Here is a 23,883-nt window from a genome sequence, read left to right as displayed (position 1 = left end):
CTCGTGCGCAGCGGCCGAGGGGCCAGGATCCGCGGCCTTGGTCTATATCCGCCGCGACCAAGGACTGGGGACCGACGATCGACAGTCGCGGGTGGCTCAGGAATCGCACGCGTCGTGGACCAGCAGGGCGATCTGCACTCGGTTGTTGAGGTCGAGTTTGGTCAGCAACCGGGAGACGTACGCCTTGACGGTCGCGATGCTGATGGACAGTTCCCTGCCGATCTCGGCGTTGGTGCGGCCCTTGCCGACGAGTGCGGCCACCGCGCGTTCACCCTCGCTGAGTCGGTCGAGGGCGGCCCGGGCCCGGGTTCGGCGCGGATCGACACCGGCTGCCGCGACGTAGGACATCATCCGGCGCATCACGTCGGGGGAGAGCATCGGTTCGCCGCCCGCGACCCGGCGGATGGCGTCGATGATGTCCGGCGGCGGGGTGTGTTTGAGCAGGAAGCCGCTCGCGCCCGCGCGCATCGCCTTGAGGATGTGGTCGTCGGTGTCGAAGGTGGTCATCACGATCACCTCCGGGGCCTCGGGCCTGGCCCGCAACGTCGCGGTGGCGGCCAGTCCGTCCACCCGGGGCATCCGGATGTCCATCAGCACCACGTCCGGGCGGTGCTCGTCGACCGCGACCAGGACGTCGGCACCGTCGGACACCTCCGCCACCACGCGCACGTCGGGCAGTCCGGAGAGCATCATCGAGAGTCCGGCGCGGACGAGAGCGTCGTCGTCGACGACCAGGACCCGTACGCAGCCGTCGGCAGTAGTCACTTGGCCAACGGTAGCCAGACCCGGAGCCGGAAGTCACCGTCACCGGTGCGACCGTGCTCGAGTCGGCCGCCGATCAGCGCCACCCGTTCGCGCAGCCCGATCAGCCCGGCCCCCGCGCCGGGGATGCCGCTGCCGGCGCGACCGCGCGGCAGCCGGTTGACCACCTCGATCGCGAGGCCGTCCTCGGGAGCGGGCGCGACCAGCACGCGTACGTGTGCGCCGGGGGCGTGCTTGCGGGCGTTGGTCAGGCCCTCCTGGACGATCCGGTAGGCGTGCCGCCCGGTGCGCCCCGACACCGACGGCAGTTCGGCCAGGTCGAGGTGCACGGTCGCGCCCGCCTGCCGGGACTCCTCGATCAGCGCCGGCAGGTCGCCGAGCACCGGTTGCGGGCGCTCGGGTTCGTCGCCGTCGCCGTCGGTCTCGTCGGGATGGGCGCGCAGTACGCCGATGACCTCGCGCAGGTCTTCCAGGGCCTCGAACGCGCACTGGCGGATGACCTCGGCGGCGCGGGCCTCCTGCGGTGACGCGCCGGCCCGGTATTCCAGGGCGCCGGCGTGGATCGCCAGCAACGAGATCCGGTGCGCGAGCACGTCGTGCATCTCCCGGGCGAGTCGCTCGCGTTCGAGGTGGCGGGCCTCCTCCACGCGCAGCCGCTGGCCCTCCTCGGCCTGCCGGGCGCGCTCGCGCCAGCTCGCGGTCAGCTGCCGCTGGGATCGGATGAGCATGCCGGTGACCACGGAGGTGGTGATCAGCAGGAACATGGCCAGGAGCGAGGTCCAGTAGCTGCGTGCGGAGTCGGCGCCGACCCAGAACGTGCCCGCGATCAGCGCGACCTGGAACGCGGCGACCGAGACGCTGGTCCGCCAGGGTCGGTGGATCGCCAGGTTGAGCAGGACGACCGGGGCCGAGCCGGTGACGGCGGCCGAGAAGAAGCCGACGGTCACCCACACCACGGCGAGTCGGGTGGGCCGGGCCCGGCGGAACAGCAGCATGCCCGCGAACATGATGCCGCCGAGGACGGCCTCGACCCATACGTTCGGCGGCTTGTCGTCCTCCTGGAGCGCGGTGACGAGGATCATCGAGCCGAGCACGAACGCGCTCAGGGCGTAACCGAGATCGGCGGCCCATTCGCGGTGGGTCCGGGCGCGGCGGGTCACGGCCGGCGCGGGGGTGGTCGGCTCCTGTGCCTGGTCGGTGCGACGGGCTCGGGTCTTGATCACATCTCAGCGTAGGCAGCGGTTCGGCGGGTCCGGCAGTGGTCGTGGGTCGACGCGGGCATCGACTTTGGTCGACGTATCGCGGCCGGGCGGCGGCCGTTCCCGGCCCGATGCGCACATCGAGCCGGGTCCACCGGGGTTCAGCCGATCTCGGAGAGGCAGTACGTGCTGCCGTAGGTCGGGACTCCGTTGCGGGTCCAGTAGCTGGAGTACGTGTAGTCCGCGCCGCTCACGTTGTCGCACGGGCGACCGGACATCGTGTACGGGAACACGCGCAGGACCTTGAAGTTGGCCTTGGGGTCGGAGCAGCGGACCGAGGTCAGCTCCTCCTGGCTGCCGCCCGTGGTGATGCTGCCGCTGAGGCACTCGCCCTTGTCGTACGCGGTCTTCGTGCTCTCCGGCGTCGCCGAGGTCTCGGCGGTCCGCGTGCTCCGGCTCGTGGCGGACGGCGACTGGCCCGTCGTGCCGCGGGTCGAGACGGGGTACGTGGCCGGTGCCGTGCGCGGCGTGAACATCGAGGACGCGGAGGGCGTTCCCGTGCTCGAGGTGCCGACGTGCGCCGTCTTCTTGTCGTTCCCGTCGCAGGCTCCCACCAGCAGGAACGTGGCCGACACGGCCGCGATCACCGCGAATGGCGTGCGTGCGCCGAACGACCCGATCCGATTGGTCATGAGGATGCCCCTTTTCCGTACCGCGTCGTTTACCGGCGGCACCGGTAAACCATGACGGTCCCCATTCCGCTCGGGCAACCGAAATCCGGGCAATCAAGGGGACTCCCTCAGCCCACCACCCGCCAGGCGCGTCGACTGTGCGGCGCATGCGTGGCGGAGCGGGGTCGAGAGGTCAGGAGGTGCCCGGGTCGACCGATTCGGCGGAAAGTTCGGCGTTGCACGCGTTGCAGGTCCAGCGGGGGCGGAGCGGGTCGCCGCAGGTGACGTGGGTGATCCGGACGCCGGCCAGGCCGTCGGCGCTGAAGCGTTGTTCGGACCAGGCGATCAGGAAGGCGAAGGTGGGGAAGAAGTCGTGGCCCTTGGGGGTCAGCCGGTAGCCGGTGCGGCGTGCGCCCTCCTGGAGCGGTACCCGGGTCAGGATGCCCTCGTCGGTGAGTAGGCCCAATCGGGTGGTCAGGGTGTGCGGGGCGGTGTCGTGCATGAGGCGTTGGAAGTCGCCGAAGCGGTGCACGCCCAGGAACGCGGCGGCCAGGATCGCGGTGGAGGTGCGATCGGCCAGGACGGCGGCCGCGGCGATCGGGGAGTGCTCGCCGGTCGCCGCGGCCGAGCGGTGGTAGCGCCGCCTGGGGTTGGCGGCCTCGGCCGGGACGGCGGGGTCGCGGACCGCGGCGGTGTCGCGCGCGCTCACGCCGATCGCCCCGCACGCGCCGCAGCCGAAGATCGGATCGAAGCCGTGTCCGCAGGTCAGGTGTCGGGGGCGGGCCCGGATCCGAAGCGGTGAGGTGGGTGCCCAGCGCCGGTCCCACGCGTTGATCGCCACGAACGCCGGCCACAGGTCCCGGCCCGCGTCGGTCAGCCGGTACTCCTGGCGCGGTCCGGTCGCGGCCAGTACGCCGTCGGCCAGCAGGTCGCGCAGTCGCCGGGTGAGGACCGGGTCGGAGATGGTCAGCGCCGACTTGAGGTCGCCGTATCGCACCGGACCGGCCAGTGCGGCCCGCACGATCAGCAGGTTCCACAGGTCGCCCATCACCAGCAGGCCGTGCCCCAGTGAGGTGTGGGCGGGGGTCGGGGCGGGGGCAGTCTCCATGGGCGAAGTATTCCTTCGGTCGTTCCCCCGGTCGTGGCGAGCCCTCCATACGAGTGGGAAGTGCCTGATCCGGTTACTTCCACTCTAGAAGTATTCGACGCCTCGGGTTAGCCTCCCGGCATACCTGGTTCCCTGCCGGCGAGTCTCCATCGACCTCGGAGTGGCCATGAACGACGTAGCCCACGTAGTGCTCAAGCCGGTCGAAGACGGAGAGGAGAATCCCTATCTGCTCGGCGTGTACGCGCCGGTCGTGGATGAGATCTCCGCAGACGATCTGGAAGTAATCGGCTCCATTCCGGCCGATCTCAACGGGGTGTACGTGCGCAACGGCCCGAACCGCCGGTTCCCGGCGACCGGCCGGCACCACTGGTTCGACGGCGACGGCATGGTGCACGCGGTGCACTTCGAGAACGGCCGGGCGCGGTACGCGAACCGCTGGGTGCGCACCGAGGCGTTCGAGGCGGAGAGCCGGGCCGGACGCGGGTTGTGGACGGGCGTGATGGAGGATCCCAAGGGCAATCCGTTCGGCAACGGACACGGCCTGGGCCTGAAGGACTCCGCGAACACCGACGTCACGTTCTTCGCCGGCAGGCTGCTGGCGAGTTGGTATCTGTGCGGTACGCCGCGCGCACTGGACCCGCTGTCGCTGGCGACGCTGGGTCCCGAGACCTTCCTGGGCACCCTCACCGGCGACTTCATGGCGCACCCCAAGGTGGACGAGGCCACCGGTGAACTGTTCTGGTTCGACTACGGACCCGAACCGCCCTACCTGCGCTACGGCGTGGTGGGCGCGGACGGAAGGGTCGCGCACACCACGCACGTCGACCTGCCCGGCCCGCGCCTGCCGCACGACATGGCGATCACCGAGAACCACGCGATCCTGATGGACCTGCCGCTGATCCAGGACCAGGAGGCGCGTCGACAGGGCCGGTACAAGCTGCACTTCGAGCGATCGTTGCCGTCCCGGTTCGCGGTCCTGCCCCGATACGGCGACGGTTCGCGGGTGCGCTGGTTCGAGGCCGCGCCCGGGTACATCTACCACGTCGTCAATTCCTGGGAGGAGGACGGCGAGATCGTGCTGGACGTGTGCCGGGTCAAGGACCCGCAGCACCAGCCGAGGATCTCCCACCCGCTCGCCCGGATGCTCGCCTACCTGCGCCTGGATGCCCAACTGTGGCGCTACCGCTTCGACTTGACCACCGGACGCACCGTCGAGGGGCCGCGCGACGAGGACAACACCGAGTTCCCCTCCATCGACTCGCGCATGGTGGGCCGGCGCAACCGTTTCGCCTACAACGTGCACATCGCGCGCGAGGACACCCTGCTCTTCGACGGCATCGTGCGCTACGACCTGCACACCGGCGAACGCCAGGACCATCGCTTCGGTGCCGGGCGTTGGGGGTCCGAGGCGCCGTTCGCCCCGCGCGACGGGGGCACCGGCGAGGACGACGGCTACCTGGTGTCGTTCGTGACCGACGAACGCGAGAACCGCTCGGAGGTGGTGGTTCTGCACGCCGCCGACCTGGCGGCCGGGCCGGTGTGCCGGATCCTGCTTCCGGTGCGGGTGCCGGTCGGCTTCCACGCCACATGGGTGCGCGCCGATCAGCTCGGAGGCCGAGGATGAGACTGCACACCGCCGAGCGGGCCGCGCGCTACGCGCCGTGGTGGGGCGGCCCGACCTGGGACCGGATGTTCCGCGATCGGGTGGCCGAACACCCGGACCGCACCGCGATCGTCGACCCGCCCAACCGCATCGCGTCGATGGACGGTCCGCCCAAGCGGCTGACCTGGTCCGAACTCGACTTCTACGTGGATACGTTGGCCGCGGTACTGCTCGATCACGGGGTGGTGCGCGACACCGTGGTGGGCGTGCTCCTGCCCAACTCGGTCGAACTCGCCGCCGTCTACCTGGCGATCACCCGGCTCGGCGCGATCGCGACGCCGTTCCCGGTGCAGTACCGCGAGTACGAACTGACGGAGTTGGCAGGGTTGGCCGACGTCCGGGTGTTCGTGACCGCCACCCGGGCGGCCTCGTGGCCCGCGGCGCGGGTGATCGCGGGACTGCCGCTCTCCGGCACGCGTGCGGTACTGGCCTTCGGCGACGACGTCCCCGAGGGCGTCACCGCGCTCGACGCCGCGTGCGCCAGGGTCTCGACACTGCCGCTCGGCCGCTACCTGGCGGGTCTGGAGAGCGACTCCGGCGACTGTGTGACGATCTGCTGGACGTCGGGAACCGAGGCCATGCCCAAGGGGGTTCCGCGCTGCGCCGACGACTGGACGCCGATGGCGCTGGGCAGTGTCGACGCCGCCTCGCTGACCGGCGCGGACGTGCTGCTCAATCCGTTCCCGATGGTCAACATGGCGGGCATCGCCGGGATGTTCCTGCCGTGGTTGATCACCGGTGCCGTCCTGGTGCAGCACCACCCGTTCGACGCGGGCGTGTTCCTCGGCCAACTGGCCGCCGAGCGGGTCACCTACACGGTGGTGCCGCCCGCGCTGTTGGCGATGCTGTTGCGCCAGGACGCCCTGCCGGACGGGGTTCTCGCGTCGCTGCGCGTGGTGGGTTCGGGATCGGCGCCGCTGACCGAGGAGATGACGGTCGGCTGGGCCGAGCGGTTCGGCATCGAGGTGATCAACTACTTCGGCTCCAACGAGGGCGCGAGCCTGGCGGCGGATCCGAGCAGCGTGCCCGACCACCGCGACCGCGCGCACTACTTCCCGCGTTTCGGCTCGCCCGACCACACCTGGTCCAACCGTGCCTCGCACGGCCTGCGCAGCCGGTTGGTGGATCCGGCCACCGAGGTCGAGATCACCGAGGTGGGTGTACCGGGGGAGTTGCGGCTCCAGGGACCGGGGGTGTTCGCCGGGTATGTCACGCGCGATCCGCGGGCGCGGCGGGAAGCGTTCGACGACGACGGCTGGTTTCGGACCGGGGACATGTTCGCGTACGCGGCCGACGCGTCGGGGGATCCGTGCCGGCTGCGCTACGTCGACCGGGCCAAGGACATCGTGGTGCGCGGTGGGATGAACATCTCCGCGGCCGAGGTGGAGAACCATCTGGGCGCGCATCCGGCGGTCGCCGAGGTCGCGATCGTCGCGGTGCCCGACCCGGTGATGGGCGAACGGGCCTGCGCGGTCGTGGTGGTCGCGCCGGGTGAGCGCGCACCGTCCCTGACCGAACTGGGCGCGTTCCTGAGGGAACGTCACATCGCGGTGTACAAGCTGCCCGAGCGGCTCGAACTGGTCGAGGAACTGCCGCGCAACCCGGTCGGCAAGGTGCGCAAGGCCGAACTGCGCACCCGCTTGGTGGACTTCGGGGCCGGTTCGGCGTCGGCGGCGGGCGCCGGTTCGGTATCGGGGCCCGGCTGGTCCGTGGCTCCCGGTGGAGGACCATCCGGAAGGAGCCGACTCGTGACCTTGACCCCCCTCTACATCCTCGGCGGCGCGCAGACCGACTTCGCCCGCAACTGGACCAAGGAGGGCCTGGGCCTGGTCGACCCGATGCGTGAGGTCGCCCTGGCCGCGGCGGCGGACGCGAAGGTGGATTTGGACGCGATCGAGGTCGTGCACGTGGGCAACCTGGCGGGCGAACTGTTCGCCGGGCAGGCGCACCTGGGCGGCCTGATGGTGACCGCTGTACCGGAGCTGGCGGGCCGGCCGAGCATGCGGCACGAGGCGGCGTGCGCGTCCGGGAGTTGCGCGGTGCTCGCGGCCGGCGCCGATCTCGGGGCGGGGTACTACGACCTCGCGCTCGTGGTCGGCGTCGAACTGATGCGCAATGTGCCCGCGGACGAGGGTGCGGCCCATCTGGGCACGGCCGCGTGGGCCGGACACGAGGCGTCGCACGCGCGGTTCCCGTGGCCGGCGCTGTTCGCCGAGATAGCCGACGCCTACGACGCCCGATACGGCCTGGACCCCGCACACCTGGGCGCGTTCGCGGCGGGCGCGTTCGCGAACGCCGCGCGCAACCCGCTCGCGCAGGCTCGGGACTGGGACTTCCCGGCTGCGGCCTTCACCGCCGACGACACGGCCAATCCGCCGGTCGCCGGGCGACTGCGGCGTACCGACTGCGGCCGGATCACCGACGGCGCCGCCGCACTGGTCCTGGCCTCTCCCGCCTGGGTCGCCGAACATGGACTCGACCCGGCGGAGTTGGCCTGCGTACGCGGCTTCGGGCATCGCACCGACACGTTGTCCCTGGCCGCCAAGCTGAGTCGGGATGAAGAGGCGGTGATGTTCCCGCACTTGGCCGGCGCGGTTGCGGACGCCTACCGGCGGGCCGGGTTGCGCGGGGCCACCGAGGTGCACGTGGCCGAACTGCACGACTGCTTCACTATCACCGGCCTGGTGGCTCTCGAACACCTGGGTTTGTGCGGTCCGGGTGAGGCGGGTCGTCTGGTTGCCGACGGGGTGTTCGGGCCGGGCGGGCGACTGCCGGTCAATCCCGGCGGTGGACTGCTGGGCCTGGGGCATCCGGTGGGCGCGACCGGTGTGCGGATGGTGCTCGACGCGGCGCGGCAGGTGACCGGTCGGGCCGGGCCGATCCAGGTCGAGGACGCGCGTACGGCGTTGACGGTCAACGTGGGCGGTTCCTTCACGACGATCGTGACCACGGTCGTGGGCCGGGGGGCGGACGCGTGAGCGGCGATGTGTACATCCTCGACTCGGTGCGCACGCCGCGCGGGAAGGCCTCGCCGCGCGGCGGGCTGGCCGGGCTGCCCGCGCGGGCTCTGGTCGAGCACGTGCCGGCGGCGCTGGTGGCGCGTACCGGAGTGGATCCGGCGCGGGTGGACGACGTGGTGCTGGGCTGCGCGGGGCAGGTGGACGAGCAGGGCGCCAACCCGGCGCGTACGGCCGTGCTCACGCTGGGCTGGCCGGACAACGTTCCGGGCCAGATGATCAACCGGTTCTGCGCGTCCGGGATCGACGCGGTCGCCTCGGCCGCGGCGCTGGTCCGGGCCGGACAGGCCGACCTGGTGATCGCGGGCGGGGTCGAATCCTCATCCCGGGTACCGATGTTCGCGGATCGGGGGCCGCTGTGGACCGACGCGGCGGTGATCGAGCGGGTGGGCGGTGTGCACATGGGCATCGCGGCGGACGTGGTGGCGACCGAGGAGGGGTACGACCGGGCCGAGTTGGACGCGTACGGGGCGCACACCCAGGAACGCGCCGCGTGGGCCTGGGCCCAGGGCCGGTTCGCCGACGCGGTGGCGGCGCTGCCGGGCGGGTTGGCGCACGACGAACACGTGCGTCCCGGCACGCGTGTGGAGGAACTCGCGGAACTGGAACCGGCGTTCGCCGAGTTGGGCGCGAGTGGTCAGGACGCGCTCGCGCTTCGGCATCTGCCGCATCTGCGCGAGGTCCGACACCTGCACACTCGGGGAACCTCGCCGTCGGTGGCCGACGGGGCGTGCGTACTGCTGCTGGGCACGCTCGGCTGGGCCGAGCGGCTGGGATTGTCACCGGTGGCGCGGGTGGTGTCCTCGGCCTCGGCGGGTGTGGATCCGGTCCGGATGTTGACGGCCGGTCAGCGGGCCGTCGGGAAGGCGCTGGCCCGGGCCGGGATCGGACCGGGGGATGTGGACGTGGTCGAGTTCGCCGAGGCGTTCGCCGCGCTGTGTCTGAAGATCCGGCGCGAACTGGGCTTCGGTGACGACCGGTTCAACGTGAATGGCGGCACGATCGCGATGGGACACGCGTTCGGTGCCACCGGGGCGATCCTGACCGGTGCGTGTGCGAACGAACTCGCGCGCTCGGGAGGTCGGTTCGGCGTGGCCGCGGTGAGTGGGGCGGCGGGACTGGGGACGGCAGTGGTGTTGGAGAGGATGCCGTGAGCGAGGACGTGCGATCCCGCGGGTCGAGGCTGTCGGTCTCGCTCGGGTTGTGGCAGGACCGGCCGGCGGAGGAGGCGCTGACGACGGCGCGGCTGGCGGACGAACTCGGCTACGCCGAACTGTGGATCGGCGAGATGGCCACCTATGACGCGTTCGCGCTGGCCACCGCGGTGGCCGGGGGCACCGAGCGGATCCCGCTGACCGTGGGGCCGTTGGCGGTGACCGTGCGTGATCCGGCGACGATCGCGATGGGGGCGGCCTCGGTTCGGGCACTGACCGGGCGGCGGGTGACGGTGGCGCTGGGCACCTCCTCGACGGTCGTGGTGGAGGGATGGCATGGGCGCTCGCGGGCCCGTGCGGGCGTCGCGCTGGCCGAATCGGCGCGGCAGACGAGGGAGTTGCTGGACGGGGCTCGGTCGGATGGGCACGGGGAGGTGGTCCGTTCCGAGGGCTACCGGCTGCGGTTGCCGGCACCGGGCGGGTCGGGGCTGACCGTGGCCGCGTTCGGGCCGGCGGCGATCCGGACGGCGGCGCGGTACGCGGATCGGCTGGTGTTGAACCTGGTCGCGCCGGAGACCGCGGTGGAGCTGATCGTCTCCCTGTCGCGAGCGGCGAAGGAGGCCGGGCGGCCTCGGCCTCGGGTCGCCGCGTGGGTGTGCGCGGCGGTGGGGGCGGGCGCGGTCGAGGGGGCGGAGCAACTGCGGCGCGGGCTGGTGGGGTATCTGGCCGCACCCGGGTATGGCGAGATGTTCGCGCGTGCGGGCTTCGGGGAGTTGGTCGCGTACGCGCGGACGGGGCCGCATCCGCGGGAATTGCTGGCGGCGATTCCGGAGGCGGCGGTGTCGGTGGTGGGGTTGGTGGGGTCGGTGGCGCACGCGCGCTCGCGGATCGCGGCGTATCGGGCGGCGGGGGTGGACGAGGTCGTCCTTGTGCCTTCGGCTACCGCTGGGGATCCGGGTGGCTCTGCGACGTTGTCGGCGTTGGTGGGTTGTTGACGCTGTTGTCCTCGAGCGCCGGACGGGCTGGAATCGGCCTGGTCCCGCCTTGTCCTCAAACGCCGGACGGGCTGGCGGGGGTTGGCTCGGTGGGTCGGCGGGCTGGGGTGGGCCCGGTCCCGCTTTGTCCTCAAGCGCCGGACGGGCTGAGGGGGTCGGTTTCGGTCGACGGGCCGAGGTGGGCCTGGTTCGGCGTTGTCCTCAAGCGCCGGACGGGCTGAGGGGGTCGGTTTCGGTCGACGGGCCGAGGTGGGCCTGGTCCGGCTTTGTCCTCAAGCGCCGGACGGGCTGGCGGGGGTTGGCTCGGTGGGTCGGCGGGCTGGGGTGGGCCCGACCTCGCTTTGTCCTCGAGCGCCGGACGGGTTGCGGGGGAGTTGGCTTGGGGCGGCGGGTTGTTCAGGGGTGGGTGGCGTCCAGGTCGGTTGCGTAGAGGGTCAGGGCTTTGCGGTAGGGGGTCAGGTGGGGGTGGGTGCTGGTGGTGGCGATGACGTGGAGGAGGGATTCGACCGCGGTTTTGGGGTCACCGGCGTTGTAGAGCGCCATGGCCAGGAACGTGGTCAGGCCCGGGTCGTCGGGGAATTCGGTGAGACCTCGTTGCAGGATCGCCACCGCCTTGTCGTGCGCGCCGAACGCGCGGTATGTGCTGCCCAGGCCCAGGAACGCGCCCAGGCGGTCCTCGGCCGGCAGCCCGTCCCCGATCAGGGCCCATTCGTAGAACGGCACGGCCTCGCGTTCCAGGCCGAGCACGTCGTGTGCCCAGGCTGCCTGATAGGCGACCTGCGCGTCGCCCGGATACCGCTCGACCAGCGGCACCAGCCGCGCCCGCGCCTCCTCCACCGAGCCCGCCTCGCGCAGCGCGATGGCCTCGGCCAGGGCCGTGTCCCGTTCGTTGTCGATCATCCGGGCAGTGTTCCCTATCGGGCGGCCCGCACACGGTCGGGCTCGGGAACCACCCGAACCGGCCGCCCGGTTCGGTGCGTGGCCGGGATCGACCACGCGAGCAGCGCCGCGAGCAGGCAGCCGGTGCCCAGCATGCCGAAGCAGATCAGGTAGCCGGTCAGCTCCGGTGCCTGGGCCACGCCCGCCGCCCGCGCGGTGCCCGAGTCGACCAGGGTCGCGCTCAGGATCGCGCCCAGCACGGCCGTACCGGTCGCCCCGCCCACCGTGCGCAGCACCGCGTTCATCCCGTTGGCCACGCCGGTCATGTCCGCGGGCACGTTGTCGTTGATCAGCGCGGGCATCGCGGAGAACGCGAGCCCGAGGCCGAAGCCGAACAGCACGCCGACCATCGAGAACGCCCACCAGTGCCCGTGCAGCGGCAGCAGCAGGGCGAACGCCGCGCCGCTGAGCAGCGGTCCGAGCACCAGGGCGGGCTTGGGGCCGTACCGATTGGTCATCCGGGCCGCCACCGGCGCCGCCACCAGGTTGCCGATCGTGCCCGGGAGCATGATCAGGCCCGCGATCAGCACCGACTTGCCGAAGCCGTAGCCGAGCGCGGACGGCGCCTGGATGAACGGCGGGAACAGCAGCGAGGAGCCGTACATCGCCATGCCGGTGAATACCCCGGACAGGTTGGCCAGCAGTACCGGCCGGCGGGCCATCACCCGCAGGTCGACCAGGGGTTCGGGGTGGTGCAGCGCCCAGGCGATCCACGCGGCGAACATCAGCGCGGCCAGGATCAGCCCGCCGAGCACCAGCGGATCGCCCCATCCGGACCGGCTGCCCATGCTCACCGCGGCCAGCAGCGCGGCCAGCCACGCGGACAGGGTCAGCGCGCCGATCAGGTCGACGTGCCCCTGGCGCCGTTCGGCGGTGTCCGGCACCACCCGCCACACCATCAGCATGGACAGCGCCGCCACCAGCGCGGAGAGCCAGAACAGCAGGTGGTAGTCCCAGCGGTCGGCGATCAGGCCGGTCATCACCGAGCCGAACGTGGCGCCGACGCTGATCGTGGCGCCGATGGTGGCGATGCTGCCCGCCGAGCGCTCCTTGGGGAACTCGTCGCGCACCACGCTCAGCGCGAGGGGGACCACGCCGCCGCCCATGCCCTGGAGCACCCGGCCGGCGATCAGCATCACGTAGGACGTGGTGCACGCGGCCAGCACCGAGCCGACCGCGACCGCCGCGAGCGCGAGCAGCAGGAAACGTTTACGACCGCGCAGGTCTCCGAGCCTGCCCAGCAGCGGGGTGGCCACCGCGGCGGCGAGCAGGTTGCCGGTGAGCACCCACGCGATGGCCGAGCTGGAGACGCCGAGACGGTTCTGTAGTTGCGGCAGGATCGGCGAGACCACGGTCTGCATGACCGCCATCGTGGTCGCGGCGAAGGACAGGGCGACCAGGATCATCGTCGGGCCGTGGCGCTTGGTCGGTGTGCGCGCGGCCCCCTTGGTGCCCGTGCTCATGCCGTCAGCGGCCGGTCCTCGACCCAGTCGCAGTGCAGCGTGCGGGTCTCGATGCGCCAGCCCTCGTCGGTGCGCGCGAACGTGTCGAGGTAGCGGATCGACATCACCCGGTCGCGGCGTACTCCGCACGACTCGTAGATGTGGTGCGCCATGCAGTACGTCTCGGCGTTCGCCCGATCGCCGCCCGGCTCGAAGGCGACGAGCTGATTGGCGATCAGGTGGGTGGTGGCCAGGTATCGGTCCAGGCTCGTCAGCGCCTTGGCGATCTCGGCCCGGCCGGTGCGTACCGCCGGCGGCTCGGTGGATCCGGGGTCGCGGTGGATCACCAGGCGGCCCTCGGGGGTGAACATCGAGGCGACGAGGTCGGGCTTGCGGCGATCCGCGCCGTGTGCGTAGGTCTGCGCCACGTCCCGGATCTCGCTGCGATCGCGCAGTTCCCCCGAATCGTGCAGAGCGGGCGAATCCGCCTCGTCGTCGTGCATGTCCACCCTTTCACCAGCCGTCGATCGCATGCTGACAGCAGTTGGATGACACACGCAAGTTTCTCTGACGTCGCGTCAGTTACATCTTCCGCGCAACGAACCACCTGTTCGGGAGGTCCGAACCGGGCGCCCGGGGTCGACCCGACCGGGCGCCCGGGTCGGTGCGTACGAAGCGCCCGAGTCCCGGTCGCGGCCGACCCGTGCCGCCGGCCGGCCGGCTACCCCCGCGCCACGAACACCACGTCCGGTTCCCCGCGCGGCACCGGCACCTGATGCACGGTCACCTGTGCGAACCGGGCCCGCAGTCGGTCCGCGAAGGCCGGACTCGCGGTCGCGCTCCACACCGTCAGCACTCCGCCCGGCAACAACCTGGCCCGCAGCGCGGCCAGTCCCGCGTCGTCGTACAGCGACGCGTTGCCGTCGGTGACCGTCCAATCCGGCCCGTTGTCGATGTCCAGGCACAACGCGTGAAAGCGCTCGTCCGACCCCTCGCGCGACACGTGGGGGCGCTCGTCCGACCCCTTGCCCGACCGGGCCGCCGCCTCGCGGTCCGCCCGCTCCGACACCCCGTCGGCGGGCGCGATGGAAGGGGAGCGCACCCAGGCCACCAGATCCGATGTGATCACCCTCACCCGCGAATCCGCCAGCGCGTGCCCCGAGAAGGGGGCGAGCGGCCCTCGACCCCACCGCACCACGGCGGGTTCACGTTCGACCACGGTCACCTGCCCGACCCGGGGATCGGTCAGTGCCTCGCGCAGGGTGAAGCCGACACCCAGTCCGCCGACCAGGATTCGCAGCCCTCCGGCGACGCCGAGCGTCTCGGGTGCGTCGGGTGCCTCGGGAGTGGCGAGCGCGCCGCGCGCGTCGACCCCCTCCAGCGCGTCCAACGCCGTGCGTACCAGCAGCCGCTCCGACGCGCCCGCGCGCGTGTCCATCAGGAAGCAGCCGTTGCTGATGATCTCGTAGTGCTCGCCCACTTGCCGCAGGACGAGTTCGCCGTCCGCCGCCGGGACGCGTTCGATCTCGTGTGCGTCGGTGGTCGGATCGATCGTGTACATCGGTTCACTGACTCCTTGTCGCTTTATGGAGAACGGGTGTCGCCGTGTCGCCTTCTCGCCTCCCGGGCGCCTTCACATGCCGTGTGCGGCGGATCGCGAGCACCTCATAACAGTGCCATCACGAAGCCGGGGAAGTCCGATCCCGAGGGGCCGAACGGTGACACGTGTGCAGTGCTGCGCCCCACCTCGCACAGGGCCGGGCATGGGCTGCCGGCCAGCGGTTTTCGCCGGTTCGGTGACTCTTGCACCCTGTAGGACACCCCGTTAAGGTCCCGGCCATTGCTTCATGGCCCATTGACTGATGGCATGTCAGATCCAGTCGCAGGGACGCCTCGCAGGCGGAGCCCGGGGCAGGGCAAGCACAAGACGAGAACGACGCGAGCACAGCGCAGGAGAAGTACGTGAGAGCGCACCGGGCACATCGGCCCGGCCCGCGGAAACGAAGTGTCGGGAGGGCTGATGGCATCAACTTCCGCCGGGCGGCGTGGGACGCGCCGCCGAGCGGCGGCCGGCTTGCTGGTCGTGCCGCTCCTGTTGGCGGTCGGCTGTAGCCGCTCGGGTGACGACGCGGTGGCCAAGGGTCCGGGATCGGGGGGCTCCGGCACCGCGGGATCCCAGAACCCGAAGGCTCCCGTCGGTACCGGCGCGCCCGGTGACTTCGGCACGCTCAAGGACGTCTGCGGCAAGGGCGACGGCAAGCCGCTCACCAAGAAGGCCGACCGAGGCGTCACCGAGAAGCAGATCTCGGTCAGCGTGACCGGCGACCCCGGTGCCCCCGCGCAACCGGGCCTGGGCAAAGAGTTCTTCGAGATGGCCGACGGCTTCACCAAGTGGTGCAACGGCCTCGGCGGGATCAACGGCCGCACGATCAAGCTGACCCAGCGCGACGCCGCGCTCAGCAACGTCGGCACCGTGATGACGGCTGCCTGCCAGAGCGACTTCATGGTGGTCGGCGGCGGCAACCCGTTCGACAACGACGGCGTCAAGGCGCGTACCGGGTGCAAGCTCGGCGCCTTCCCGGCCTACGTGGTCGGCGAGGAATCGGCCAAGGCCGACCTCCAGGACCTCGCGGTCGGCCTGCCGGTGTCCACCACGGTCGTGGGCGCGTACAAGGCGGTCTTCGCCGCGCACCCCGAGGTCAAGGCCAAGGTCGGCCTGCTCGGCCAGAACATGGCCTCGCTGCGGCCCTCGATGGCCCGCTACAAGGCGGGTGTGGAGGCGGCCGGCGGCACGATCGTCTACAAGGAGGACGTCCCCGTCATGCCGCCCCCCGGGCGCACGACGCTGGAGAAGATGAAGAACGCCGGGGTCGAGATGCTGATCACCACGTGGCTCGCGGTGGACTCGTCGTCGATGTTCCGCGAGATGGACGCGATGAACTGGCACCCCAAGGTCATCGTCAGCGACGCCTCGGCCTACAACCGCTACACCCTCGCCGCCGCCAAGAACTCCAAGATCCCCGACACCTACATCTACCCGACGTTCGTGCCGCAGTCGCTCGGCGACAAGAACCCGGCCGTGCAGAAGGCGCTGGAGATCCTGCACCTGGCCGAGCCGAGCAAGGACCTGGAGTTCTTCCACATGTCCGGGATCAACTCCTGGCTGCTGTGGGCGAGCGCGGTCAAGGAGTGCGGTACGGAGCTCACCACGGAGTGCGTGCTCGCCAAGGGCAAGCGCGCCAACTGGGACGCGGGCGGCCTGTTCGCGCCCGGTCCGATCGTGGAGACCAAGGACGTGCGCGCCGCCGACTGCTTCACCATGGTCAAGGCGACCGCCAAGGGCTTCGAGTACGACGCCGCGCTGACCAAGCCGAACAAGGCCGAGTTCTTCAACTGCGACCCGGCCAACGTGGTGGCGGTCGCGCCAGGTGCGCCGAGCGCGCCGCCGGCCTCGACGCCGCCGACCACTCCGGGAGCCGGTACGCCGCCACCCGCGGAGACTTCCGGTGGGGGCAGCCCGCCGCCCGCCGACTCGGGCGAGCCGCCGCCGGCCGCGCCGCCGGAGGAGAACGCCTGAGTCGCCCGCACACCCGAGCGACACCGCACCACCCGCGACACCGCACCACCAGGCAACCGCACGACCCGCACCACCGCTGCACCCGTCGGCCGCTCACTCCGGTCGGTCCGACCCAGCGACACCCGTCGCCCTCTCGCCCCGCACCGGGCGGGAGGGCGGCCCAGCGGCCCTGACGACCTGTCAGGAGCCGTGCCGCACCAGTCTCCGAGACCGATCGCCCCGCGACACGGCCCGGCCCGAACGGAGGGCGCGTGCACGAGTTCATCATCCTCACCATCAGCGGCCTGGTCACCGGCGGCATCTATGCCATCACCGCCGGCGGCCTGACCCTGACCTACACCACCACGGGCATCTTCAACTTCGCCCACGGTGTCACCGGCGCGCTCGCCGCCTTCACCTACTGGCAGTTGCACTTCGACTGGGGCTGGCCGGTATGGCTGTCCATCGTCGTGGTGCTGGGCATCCTGGCCCCCGCGTTCGGGGTCTTCCTGCACTTCGCCATCATGCGACGGCTGGAGGGCACGTCGGAGACGACGCGCCTGATGGTCACCGTCGCGGTGCTGCTGAGCCTGCTCGCCGCGGTGATGTGGATCTGGGATCCGCAGACCCCGCGCAACGTGGTCAACTTCTTCCCCGGCGAGTCCGTGGACATCGGCGGCACGCGCGTGTCCTACCACGACCTGATCACCCTGGCCGTGGCGCTGATCGTGGCGATCGGCCTGTGGGTGTTGCTGCGCTCGACCCGCGCGGGCGTGGCCATGCGCGCCACCGTCGACGACCGCAACCTCGCGGTGCTCAACGGCTCGCGCCCCGAGGTGCCCGGCATGCTGGCCTGGGCGACCGGCACCATGCTGGCCGCGGTCGCCGGCATCCTGATCGCGCCCAAGCTCTCCTTCGCCGCGCTGCCGCTGACCCTGTTGATCGTCAACGCCTACGCCGCGGCGGTGATCGGCCGGCTCAAGAGCCTGCCGTGGACCTTCGTCGGCGCGATGATCATCGGGTTGGTCACCGAGTACGGCAAGGGCTACCTCACCGAGACCAGGTTCCCCACCGCGGGCCCCTACCTGTCCGGCCTCACCGACTCGATGCCCGTGCTGGTGCTGTTCGTGGCGATCCTGCTGCTGCCCACCTCCCGGCTGCGCGGCCACGCCTCCTCCCGCACCCGCGAGATCGCGCACCGCCCGACCTGGACCGGCTCGCTCGTCTTCGCCGGCCTGGTGATCGCGGGCGCGGTGGTCGCCGCCAACACCCTCGGTGCCGCCGACCTGTTCGCCAGCACCAAGATGTGGGGCTTCGCGATCATCGGCCTGTCGGTGATTCCGCTGGTCGGCTACGCCGGGAAGATGTCGCTGGCCCAACTGGGCTTCGCGGGCATCGGCGCGATCTGCGTGTCGCACCTGGGCTCCGGCGGCAACCCGCTGGGCCTGCTGTGGGCCGCGCTGATCTGCGCGGGCATCGGCGTACTGGTCGCGCTGCCCGCACTGCGCCTGTCCGGGATCTACCTGGCCCTGGCCACCGCCGCGTTCGCGGTCATGCTGGACCGCTGGATCTTCCAACTGCCCGCGTTCACCTGGGGCGACACGAAGATCGACCTGTTCAACAGCGGCACGCTCAACTTCGAGCGCTTCGACTGGCCGGGCATCGACATCTCCTCCGACCGGGCCTACTTCATCTTCGGCGCGGTCTTCTTCGCGCTGTCCTCGCTGGTGGTGGTGTGGATCCGGCGCGGCGAGTTCGGCCGCAGGCTGCTGGCGATGAAGGACAGCCCGGCGGCGTGCGCGACGATCGGGATGAACCACAAGCTGACCACGCTCACCGTCTTCGGCCTGTCCGCCGCGATGGCGGGCGTCGGTGGCGGCATCATGGGCGGCGCGCTGGGCACCCTGTCGCCGGTCAACTTCGACTTCACCGCCGGGCTTTCGGTGCTGATGCTGATGGTGATCGCCGGTCTGACCTCGCCGGGCGCGGCGCTGTTCGCGGGCATCTTCCTGGGCACCCCGCTGATGACCAACCTCTTCCCCGACTACGCCCAGCTCACCACCATCCTGATCGGCCTCAACGGCATCGCGCTGGGCAAGAACCCGAACGGCTTCATCGCCGCCAAGATTCGCCCGGAATGGGAGCCCGCACTGCGCCGGCCGGTCATCCTGGCCGCCAGCGCGGCGGCGCAACTGGCGCTGGTCGTACTGCGGTTCACCGACGTGATCGGGAACTGGGTCTTCGTCATCGGGATCCTGCTCGCGGTGATCGGCATCCCCGCCGCGGTCAAGGCCGAACTGATGCTCAAGGCACCGCGCACCGAACAGGAGCTGCCGCCGGGCCTGTCCGAGCAGCCCGAGGGGCTGGGCCTGAACGGCGCCCGGTTCGCGGCCGCCGACATCGAGGCCCTGGACAAGCTGATCGCGATGCCCTCGCTGCCGACGGTCGCGATGGCCGACACACCGTCACCCACCCTGCCTGGAGCGCGTCATGGGGCTTGAGGTCGAGGGCGTCACGGTCCGCTTCGGCGGCCACACCGCCCTGAACAACGTCAACATCTGGGCCCACGAGGGCAAGGTCACCGGCCTGATCGGACCCAACGGCGCGGGCAAGACCACGATCTTCAACGTGATCACCGGTCTCCAACCGCCGTCGTCGGGCCGGGTCAGGATGGACGGGCGCGACGTCAGCAAGCTCGCGCCCTACCGCCGGGCCCGCCTGGGCATGGCCCGTACCTTCCAACGCCTGGAGCTGTTCGGCTCGTTGACGGTCCGGGAGAACATCCAGGTCGCCGCCGCGCAGTACCGCCGGCTGCACCGGGGCACCAAGGAGACCCCGCAGGACACCTCCGCGCGCCTGCTGCACCGCCTGAACCTGACCGAGATCGCGCATATACGCGCCGACCAACTGCCCACCGGACAGGGCCGCGTGGTCGAGCTCGCGCGTTCGCTGGCGTCCCGGCCCAAGATCCTGCTCCTGGACGAGCCCGCCTCCGGCCAGGACGACGAGGAGACCCGGGGCTTCGGACAGTTGTTGCGCGAGATCGCCGACGACGGGGTCGCGGTGCTCCTGGTCGAGCACGACATGGATCTGGTGATGAACACCTGCGACGAACTGCACGTGCTTGACTTCGGCAAAAAAATCGCCAACGGTACGTGCGACGAGATCCGCGCCAACACCGCCGTACAGGCGGCATACCTGGGCACCGCCGACGCCGCGGAGGCCGCCGAAGTCCTGCAGGAGACCGTATGACGCTGAACGTGGCCGACGCGCCGCCGGCCGGCCCGCGCGGCATCCCGCCACTGCTCGAACTGCGCGGCATCAGCGCCGCGTACGAGCAGGTCGAGGTGCTGCACAAGGTGGACCTCGCGGTGCCCACCGGCAAGGTGATGGCGGTCCTGGGGCCCAACGGCGCCGGCAAGACCACGATGCTCAAGGTGATCACCGGGCTGCACGAGCCCACCGGCGGGGACATCCACCTCGCCGGGCGGTGCGTCACCGGGGCGGCGCCGGTGGACCTGGCCCGGATCGGCCTGTGCAGCATCCCGGAAGGCCGCGGCGTCTTCCCCAATCTCACCGTGTCCGAGAACCTGTGGATGGCGACCTACCGAGGGGTCTCCCGCAAGGAGATCGAGGAGAAGGTCTTCCCGATCTTCCCCCGCCTCAAGGAGCGCCGGACGCAGGCCGCGGGCACGATGTCGGGCGGCGAACAGCAGATGCTGGCCGTCGCCCGGGCGATCGCCACCAACCCGGCCATCATCCTGCTCGACGAGCTCTCGATGGGCCTCGCGCCCCTCGTCGTCGATCAGTTGTACGACGTGGTCGGCAAGATCGCCGAGACCGGTGTCACCGTGCTCCTGGTCGAGCAGTTCGCGCGCACGGCCCTGGCCGTCGCCGACCTCGCCGCGGTCATGAGCGGTGGCCGGATCCTTCAGGTCGGCACCCCGGACGAGATCGCCGGCGACCTGCACAGCGCGTACCTGGGCGGCTGATCGCACATGGCCGTCGGGTACGTACCAACCTCACGGCGACCCACGAGGTGAGCACTTTATGAGTATGAACAGCGTGAACGCCGACGGGCACCCCGCACCCGCGAGGCCCGGCGGCGAGCCGCCGACGGTTCCGCAGGGGGTGCCGACGGCCGGACCACCACCGGCGTTCGCCCCGCGCCACGCGGCGATCCCGGCGGCCACTCAGGATCGGACCCGGCAGTTCACCGCCGACGTCGGTGCCCTCAAACTGCGCGCGCCCAAGACCATGCTCGACACCCAGTTGATGTGGCTGGGCGTCGGTCTCATGGTGCTCGGGATCGGCATGGGCATCGGCGCCTACTTCATGTCGCACGGCACGACGCTGATCCTGACCCAGAACGACGCGATCACGTTGGGTCTCGCGGCGATCCCGGTCTCGCTCCTCGGGTTCGCCCTCTTCATCCGCTATTCGTTGTCCACGTATCTGCGGTTCTGGCTGGCCCGGCTGATCGCCGCCCAGCAGACGCCGCAGGCCGCCCCGGCGGTCGCCGGGCCGGGCACGGACGCCACGGCGGTGCTGCCCGCCACCCCTGCGGGGCACTGAGCGACATTCGGGGGAGGACTCCTCAACGGGCCGCGCGCGGTGTCATCCTGAACGGGACGGACGCCGCGCGCAGCACCCGTGGAGGGCAGCGAGGACATGAGCGACAACCCGCAACCGGCGGACCCCGGTCCGACCGACACCCCCGCCCGGGACGGAAAGCGCCTCCGGCTGGTCACGGTGGTGTGGGCCGTGCTGATGACGGTCGCGGTCGTGATGATCATCCTGATGTTGCGCAGCTAGGCGTGCCCGTTTCGCACAGCGCGCTCGTGACCCGGCTGTGGCCGGCCTCCGCACGGAGGCCGGCCACAGCCGCGTCGACGCCCGTTCAGATCGCGGGCGGCAGGTCCACCAGCGTGCCCAACGTGGCCCGATGCCGGTCCGAGGTGCCCAGCAGCAGCGAGGACGCCATCGCCCGCTTGAGGTACAGGTGCGCCGGGTGCTCCCAGGTGAAGCCGATCCCGCCGTGCATCTGCACACACTCCTCCGCGGCGCGCACCGCCACGTCGCCGCAGTACGCCTGGGCCAGTGCGGTGGCCACCGCCGCGTCCGCCGAGTCCTCGGCCAGACACGCCGCCGCGTAGCGCGCCGCGGCCCGGGCGGCGGCGATGTCCGACCACAGATCGGCCGCGCGGTGCCGCAACGCCTGGAAGGAGCCGATCGGCCGGCCGAACTGGTGCCGCACCTTCAGGTACGCCACCGCCTCGGCCAACGCCTGCTCGGCCACCCCCAGTTGCTCCGACGCCAGCAGCGCCGCGCCGTACCGCAGCGCGTGCCCGAACGCCGCCTCGGCGTGCTCGGGCCCGGCCAGCACCCGGCCGTGCACCTGATCCAACGTCAACTCGCCCACCGGGCGGGTCGCGTCCAGCGAGGTCACCGCGCGCCGGGTCAGGTTCGCCGCGTCGCCCGCCACCAGGGCCAGGTGCGGCTCGCCGGCCACGATCACCGGGACCACCAACAACTCGGCCCGATCCGCGGCCAACACCCCGGTCACCGCACCGGTCAGCGACAACCCCGGCCCGTCCGGCGCACCGGTCACCGACAGCGGGAAGGCGGCCCCCGGCCAGGTGCTCGCGGTCACCGCGAGCGTGCCGGTGCGGGTGCCGTCCGCGAGCACGCGCAGCGCGCCGTCGCGCGCATCGCCGGCCGGACAGGCCAGCAGCGCCGAGCCGGCCAGCACCGCGCTGGCCAGGAACGGCACCGGCGCCACCGCGCGCCCCAGCTCCTCCAGCGCCACCGCGACCTCCCGAGGCCCCGCGCCGGCCCCGCCGAACTCCTCCGGGATCAACAGCCCGGCCAGGCCCAGCTCGGCCGCGACCGCCTTCCACAGCCCGTCGTCGTACGCCTCGTCGGTGTCGATCCGCGCCAGCACGTCGTGCCACCCGCAGCGATCCCGCAACAACTCGCGCAACGTCGCGCGCAGATCCTCCTCGACCTCGCCGTACAGCAGCGACGGCATGCCGGACTCGCTCACCGGGGCATCTCCTTCCACGGCACCCTGGTGTCCGTCCGCGGCTCGCGCGGCAGGTCCAGGATCCGGTCGGCGATCACGTTGCGCAGCACCTCGGACGTGCCGCCCTCGATCGAATTGCCCTTGGCCCGCAGGTAGTAGTAACCCGGCGCGCGCGCACCGAGCGTGGCCTGGCCCAGCTCGCTGCGGCGCATCGCCCAGTCGTCGTAGCCGAGCCCCTCCTCGCCGGTCAGCTCCAGCCACAACCGGGTCACGTCCTGGTTCAGCCGGGCGTAGGCGATCTTGGCCGCCGACCCCTCGGGGCCGGGCGCGCCGGCCGCCAACTGCTGGCGGATGCGCTCGTTGCCCAGCCGGGCCACCTCGCACTCCACCCAGGCCCGCAGCAGCCGGTCGTGCAGCCCGGGCGTACGCAGCTCCGGCCGATCCCGCCACATCCGCGCGACCGCGCCGATCGCGTCCGCCTCGCGCGGGGCCGCCGCGCCGCCGATGGCCACCCGCTCGTTCATCAGCGTCGTGTTCGACACCGTCCAGCCCTGGCCCACCTCGCCCGCCCGGTGCGCGTCCGGGATCCGCACGTCGGTCAGGAACACCTCGTTGAACTCGGCCTGTCCGGTGGCCTGGCGCAGCGGACGCACCTCGACCCCCGGCGACGTCATGTCCAGGAAGAAGTAGGTCAATCCCTGATGCTTGGGCAGGTCCGGATCGGTCCGGGCGAGCAGCATCGCCCAGCGCGCCTTGTGCGCGAGCGAGGTCCACACCTTCTGACCGTTGACGATCCAGTCGCCGTCACCCTCGCGCACCGCCCGGGTGGCCAGACCCGCCAGGTCCGAGCCCGCGCCGGGTTCGCTGAAGAGCTGGCACCAGATCTCCTCGCCGGTCCACAGCGGGCGCAACAACCGGGCCCGCAACTCCGGGCCCGCGTGCGCGACGATGGTGGGCGCGCCCATCCCCAGGCCGATCGGATTGCGGTACCCACCGGCCGCCTTCGCGCCCGCCGCGGTCAACGCGCTCTCGAGCACCTGCTGCAACGCCCGCGAGGCACCCAGGCCGCCGCAGCCGATCGGGAAGTGCACCCAGGCCAGGCCCGCGTCGAAGCGATGGCCCAGGAACTCGGCCGAGGGCATCGTGGTCGGATCGTGTGCCGCGACCAGTTCGGCCACTCTGCGCCGCACCTGGGCCGCGTCGACGGCACCGGCATCCGGTCCGCCGCCGGCAGGGTCGTCCGGTTCTCGGTCGCTCACGCCGTCCCGCTCTCCCACAACCGGTGCCTCCGTCCGTCGTCATGACGCCCTGTTCATCGACACCGACGCACCGTCGACAACCGGGCCACCTGG

The 23,883-nt window shown here is 71.5% G+C and carries 20 protein-coding genes; 10 read left to right on the top strand and 10 right to left on the bottom strand.

The window, feature by feature from the left end; all coding sequences use genetic code 11:
• Window positions 1-96: 96 nt before the first annotated feature.
• From ACIRL2_RS38660 to ACIRL2_RS38645, 4 genes are all read right to left on the bottom strand, one after another.
• On the bottom strand, window positions 97-765 hold the full coding sequence (locus ACIRL2_RS38660; RefSeq protein ID WP_395859554.1) for a response regulator: 669 nt from the start codon (window positions 763-765) through the stop codon (window positions 97-99).
• Window positions 762-1,985 carry a sensor histidine kinase gene (locus tag ACIRL2_RS38655; RefSeq protein WP_402238637.1) on the bottom strand — a complete coding sequence of 408 codons (1,224 nt, stop codon included), beginning with the start codon at window positions 1,983-1,985 and terminating at the stop codon, window positions 762-764. The genes ACIRL2_RS38660 and ACIRL2_RS38655 overlap by 4 nt, the downstream gene beginning before the upstream one ends.
• A gap of 137 nt (window positions 1,986-2,122) precedes the next feature.
• Complete coding sequence (locus tag ACIRL2_RS38650; protein ID WP_395859551.1) at window positions 2,123-2,653, bottom strand: hypothetical protein; 531 nt, start codon at window positions 2,651-2,653, stop codon at window positions 2,123-2,125.
• A gap of 172 nt (window positions 2,654-2,825) precedes the next feature.
• On the bottom strand, window positions 2,826-3,740 hold the full coding sequence (locus tag ACIRL2_RS38645; RefSeq protein WP_402238634.1) for a winged helix-turn-helix transcriptional regulator: 915 nt from the start codon (window positions 3,738-3,740) through the stop codon (window positions 2,826-2,828).
• A 166-nt stretch (window positions 3,741-3,906) separates the two neighbouring features.
• Here ACIRL2_RS38645 and ACIRL2_RS38640 point away from each other — a divergent pair, with 166 nt between their 5' ends.
• The 4 genes from ACIRL2_RS38640 to ACIRL2_RS38625 are packed head-to-tail and all read left to right on the top strand — an operon-like array spanning window position 3,907 to window position 10,569.
• Window positions 3,907-5,364 (top strand): carotenoid oxygenase family protein, encoded by a 1,458-nt coding sequence (locus ACIRL2_RS38640; RefSeq protein ID WP_402238631.1) that lies wholly within the window; start codon window positions 3,907-3,909, stop codon window positions 5,362-5,364.
• A complete protein-coding gene (locus ACIRL2_RS38635; RefSeq protein ID WP_402238629.1) occupies window positions 5,361-8,381 on the top strand; it encodes an acetyl-CoA acetyltransferase in 3,021 nt (1,006 codons plus the stop codon). The genes ACIRL2_RS38640 and ACIRL2_RS38635 overlap by 4 nt, the downstream gene beginning before the upstream one ends.
• A complete protein-coding gene (locus tag ACIRL2_RS38630; protein WP_402238627.1) occupies window positions 8,378-9,574 on the top strand; it encodes an acetyl-CoA C-acyltransferase in 1,197 nt (398 codons plus the stop codon). The genes ACIRL2_RS38635 and ACIRL2_RS38630 overlap by 4 nt, the downstream gene beginning before the upstream one ends.
• Window positions 9,571-10,569, top strand: a complete 999-nt coding sequence (locus tag ACIRL2_RS38625) for an LLM class F420-dependent oxidoreductase (protein WP_402238625.1) — start codon at window positions 9,571-9,573, stop codon at window positions 10,567-10,569. The genes ACIRL2_RS38630 and ACIRL2_RS38625 overlap by 4 nt, the downstream gene beginning before the upstream one ends.
• Window positions 10,570-10,965: 396 nt before the next feature.
• Here ACIRL2_RS38625 and ACIRL2_RS38620 read toward each other — a convergent pair whose 3' ends face one another.
• From ACIRL2_RS38620 to ACIRL2_RS38605, 4 genes are all read right to left on the bottom strand, one after another.
• Complete coding sequence (locus ACIRL2_RS38620; protein WP_402238622.1) at window positions 10,966-11,469, bottom strand: tetratricopeptide repeat protein; 504 nt, start codon at window positions 11,467-11,469, stop codon at window positions 10,966-10,968.
• A 14-nt stretch (window positions 11,470-11,483) separates the two neighbouring features.
• A complete protein-coding gene (locus tag ACIRL2_RS38615) occupies window positions 11,484-12,971 on the bottom strand; it encodes an MFS transporter (RefSeq protein WP_395859544.1) in 1,488 nt (495 codons plus the stop codon).
• Window positions 12,968-13,453: a nuclear transport factor 2 family protein gene (locus tag ACIRL2_RS38610; protein ID WP_395859543.1), complete on the bottom strand. Its 486-nt coding sequence runs from the start codon at window positions 13,451-13,453 to the stop codon at window positions 12,968-12,970. Before ACIRL2_RS38610 ends, ACIRL2_RS38615 begins: the two co-directional genes overlap by 4 nt.
• Before the next feature lie 218 nt (window positions 13,454-13,671).
• The gene (locus tag ACIRL2_RS38605) at window positions 13,672-14,511 is read right to left on the bottom strand and encodes a spermidine synthase (RefSeq protein WP_402238619.1); all 840 of its coding nucleotides are present in this window, start codon (window positions 14,509-14,511) and stop codon (window positions 13,672-13,674) included.
• 459 nt (window positions 14,512-14,970) lie between these two features.
• Here ACIRL2_RS38605 and ACIRL2_RS38600 point away from each other — a divergent pair, with 459 nt between their 5' ends.
• From ACIRL2_RS38600 to ACIRL2_RS38575, 6 genes are all read left to right on the top strand, one after another.
• Window positions 14,971-16,527, top strand: coding sequence for an ABC transporter substrate-binding protein (locus tag ACIRL2_RS38600; RefSeq protein WP_395859541.1), 1,557 nt, complete (start codon window positions 14,971-14,973; stop codon window positions 16,525-16,527).
• Window positions 16,528-16,778: 251 nt separating this feature from the next.
• Window positions 16,779-19,007, top strand: coding sequence for an ABC transporter permease subunit (locus tag ACIRL2_RS38595; RefSeq protein ID WP_395859540.1), 2,229 nt, complete (start codon window positions 16,779-16,781; stop codon window positions 19,005-19,007).
• The gene (locus ACIRL2_RS38590) at window positions 18,997-19,758 is read left to right on the top strand and encodes an ABC transporter ATP-binding protein (protein ID WP_395859539.1); all 762 of its coding nucleotides are present in this window, start codon (window positions 18,997-18,999) and stop codon (window positions 19,756-19,758) included. Before ACIRL2_RS38595 ends, ACIRL2_RS38590 begins: the two co-directional genes overlap by 11 nt.
• Window positions 19,755-20,498, top strand: coding sequence for an ABC transporter ATP-binding protein (locus ACIRL2_RS38585; protein ID WP_402238615.1), 744 nt, complete (start codon window positions 19,755-19,757; stop codon window positions 20,496-20,498). Before ACIRL2_RS38590 ends, ACIRL2_RS38585 begins: the two co-directional genes overlap by 4 nt.
• Window positions 20,499-20,556: 58 nt before the next feature.
• Window positions 20,557-21,081, top strand: coding sequence for a hypothetical protein (locus tag ACIRL2_RS38580; RefSeq protein WP_395859537.1), 525 nt, complete (start codon window positions 20,557-20,559; stop codon window positions 21,079-21,081).
• Window positions 21,082-21,177: 96 nt separating this feature from the next.
• Window positions 21,178-21,321 carry a hypothetical protein gene (locus tag ACIRL2_RS38575; RefSeq protein WP_395859536.1) on the top strand — a complete coding sequence of 48 codons (144 nt, stop codon included), beginning with the start codon at window positions 21,178-21,180 and terminating at the stop codon, window positions 21,319-21,321.
• An 85-nt stretch (window positions 21,322-21,406) separates the two neighbouring features.
• Here ACIRL2_RS38575 and ACIRL2_RS38570 read toward each other — a convergent pair whose 3' ends face one another.
• Both ACIRL2_RS38570 and ACIRL2_RS38565 read right to left on the bottom strand, forming a co-directional pair.
• A complete protein-coding gene (locus ACIRL2_RS38570; RefSeq protein ID WP_402238612.1) occupies window positions 21,407-22,552 on the bottom strand; it encodes an acyl-CoA dehydrogenase family protein in 1,146 nt (381 codons plus the stop codon).
• Window positions 22,549-23,790, bottom strand: coding sequence for an acyl-CoA dehydrogenase family protein (locus tag ACIRL2_RS38565; RefSeq protein ID WP_395859534.1), 1,242 nt, complete (start codon window positions 23,788-23,790; stop codon window positions 22,549-22,551). The genes ACIRL2_RS38570 and ACIRL2_RS38565 overlap by 4 nt, the downstream gene beginning before the upstream one ends.
• Window positions 23,791-23,883 lie beyond the last annotated feature (93 nt).

Source organism: Embleya sp. NPDC127516 (assembly GCF_044765325.1).
Classification (GTDB): domain Bacteria; phylum Actinomycetota; class Actinomycetes; order Streptomycetales; family Streptomycetaceae; genus Embleya.
This window is presented reverse-complemented; position numbering and strand designations above follow the sequence as displayed.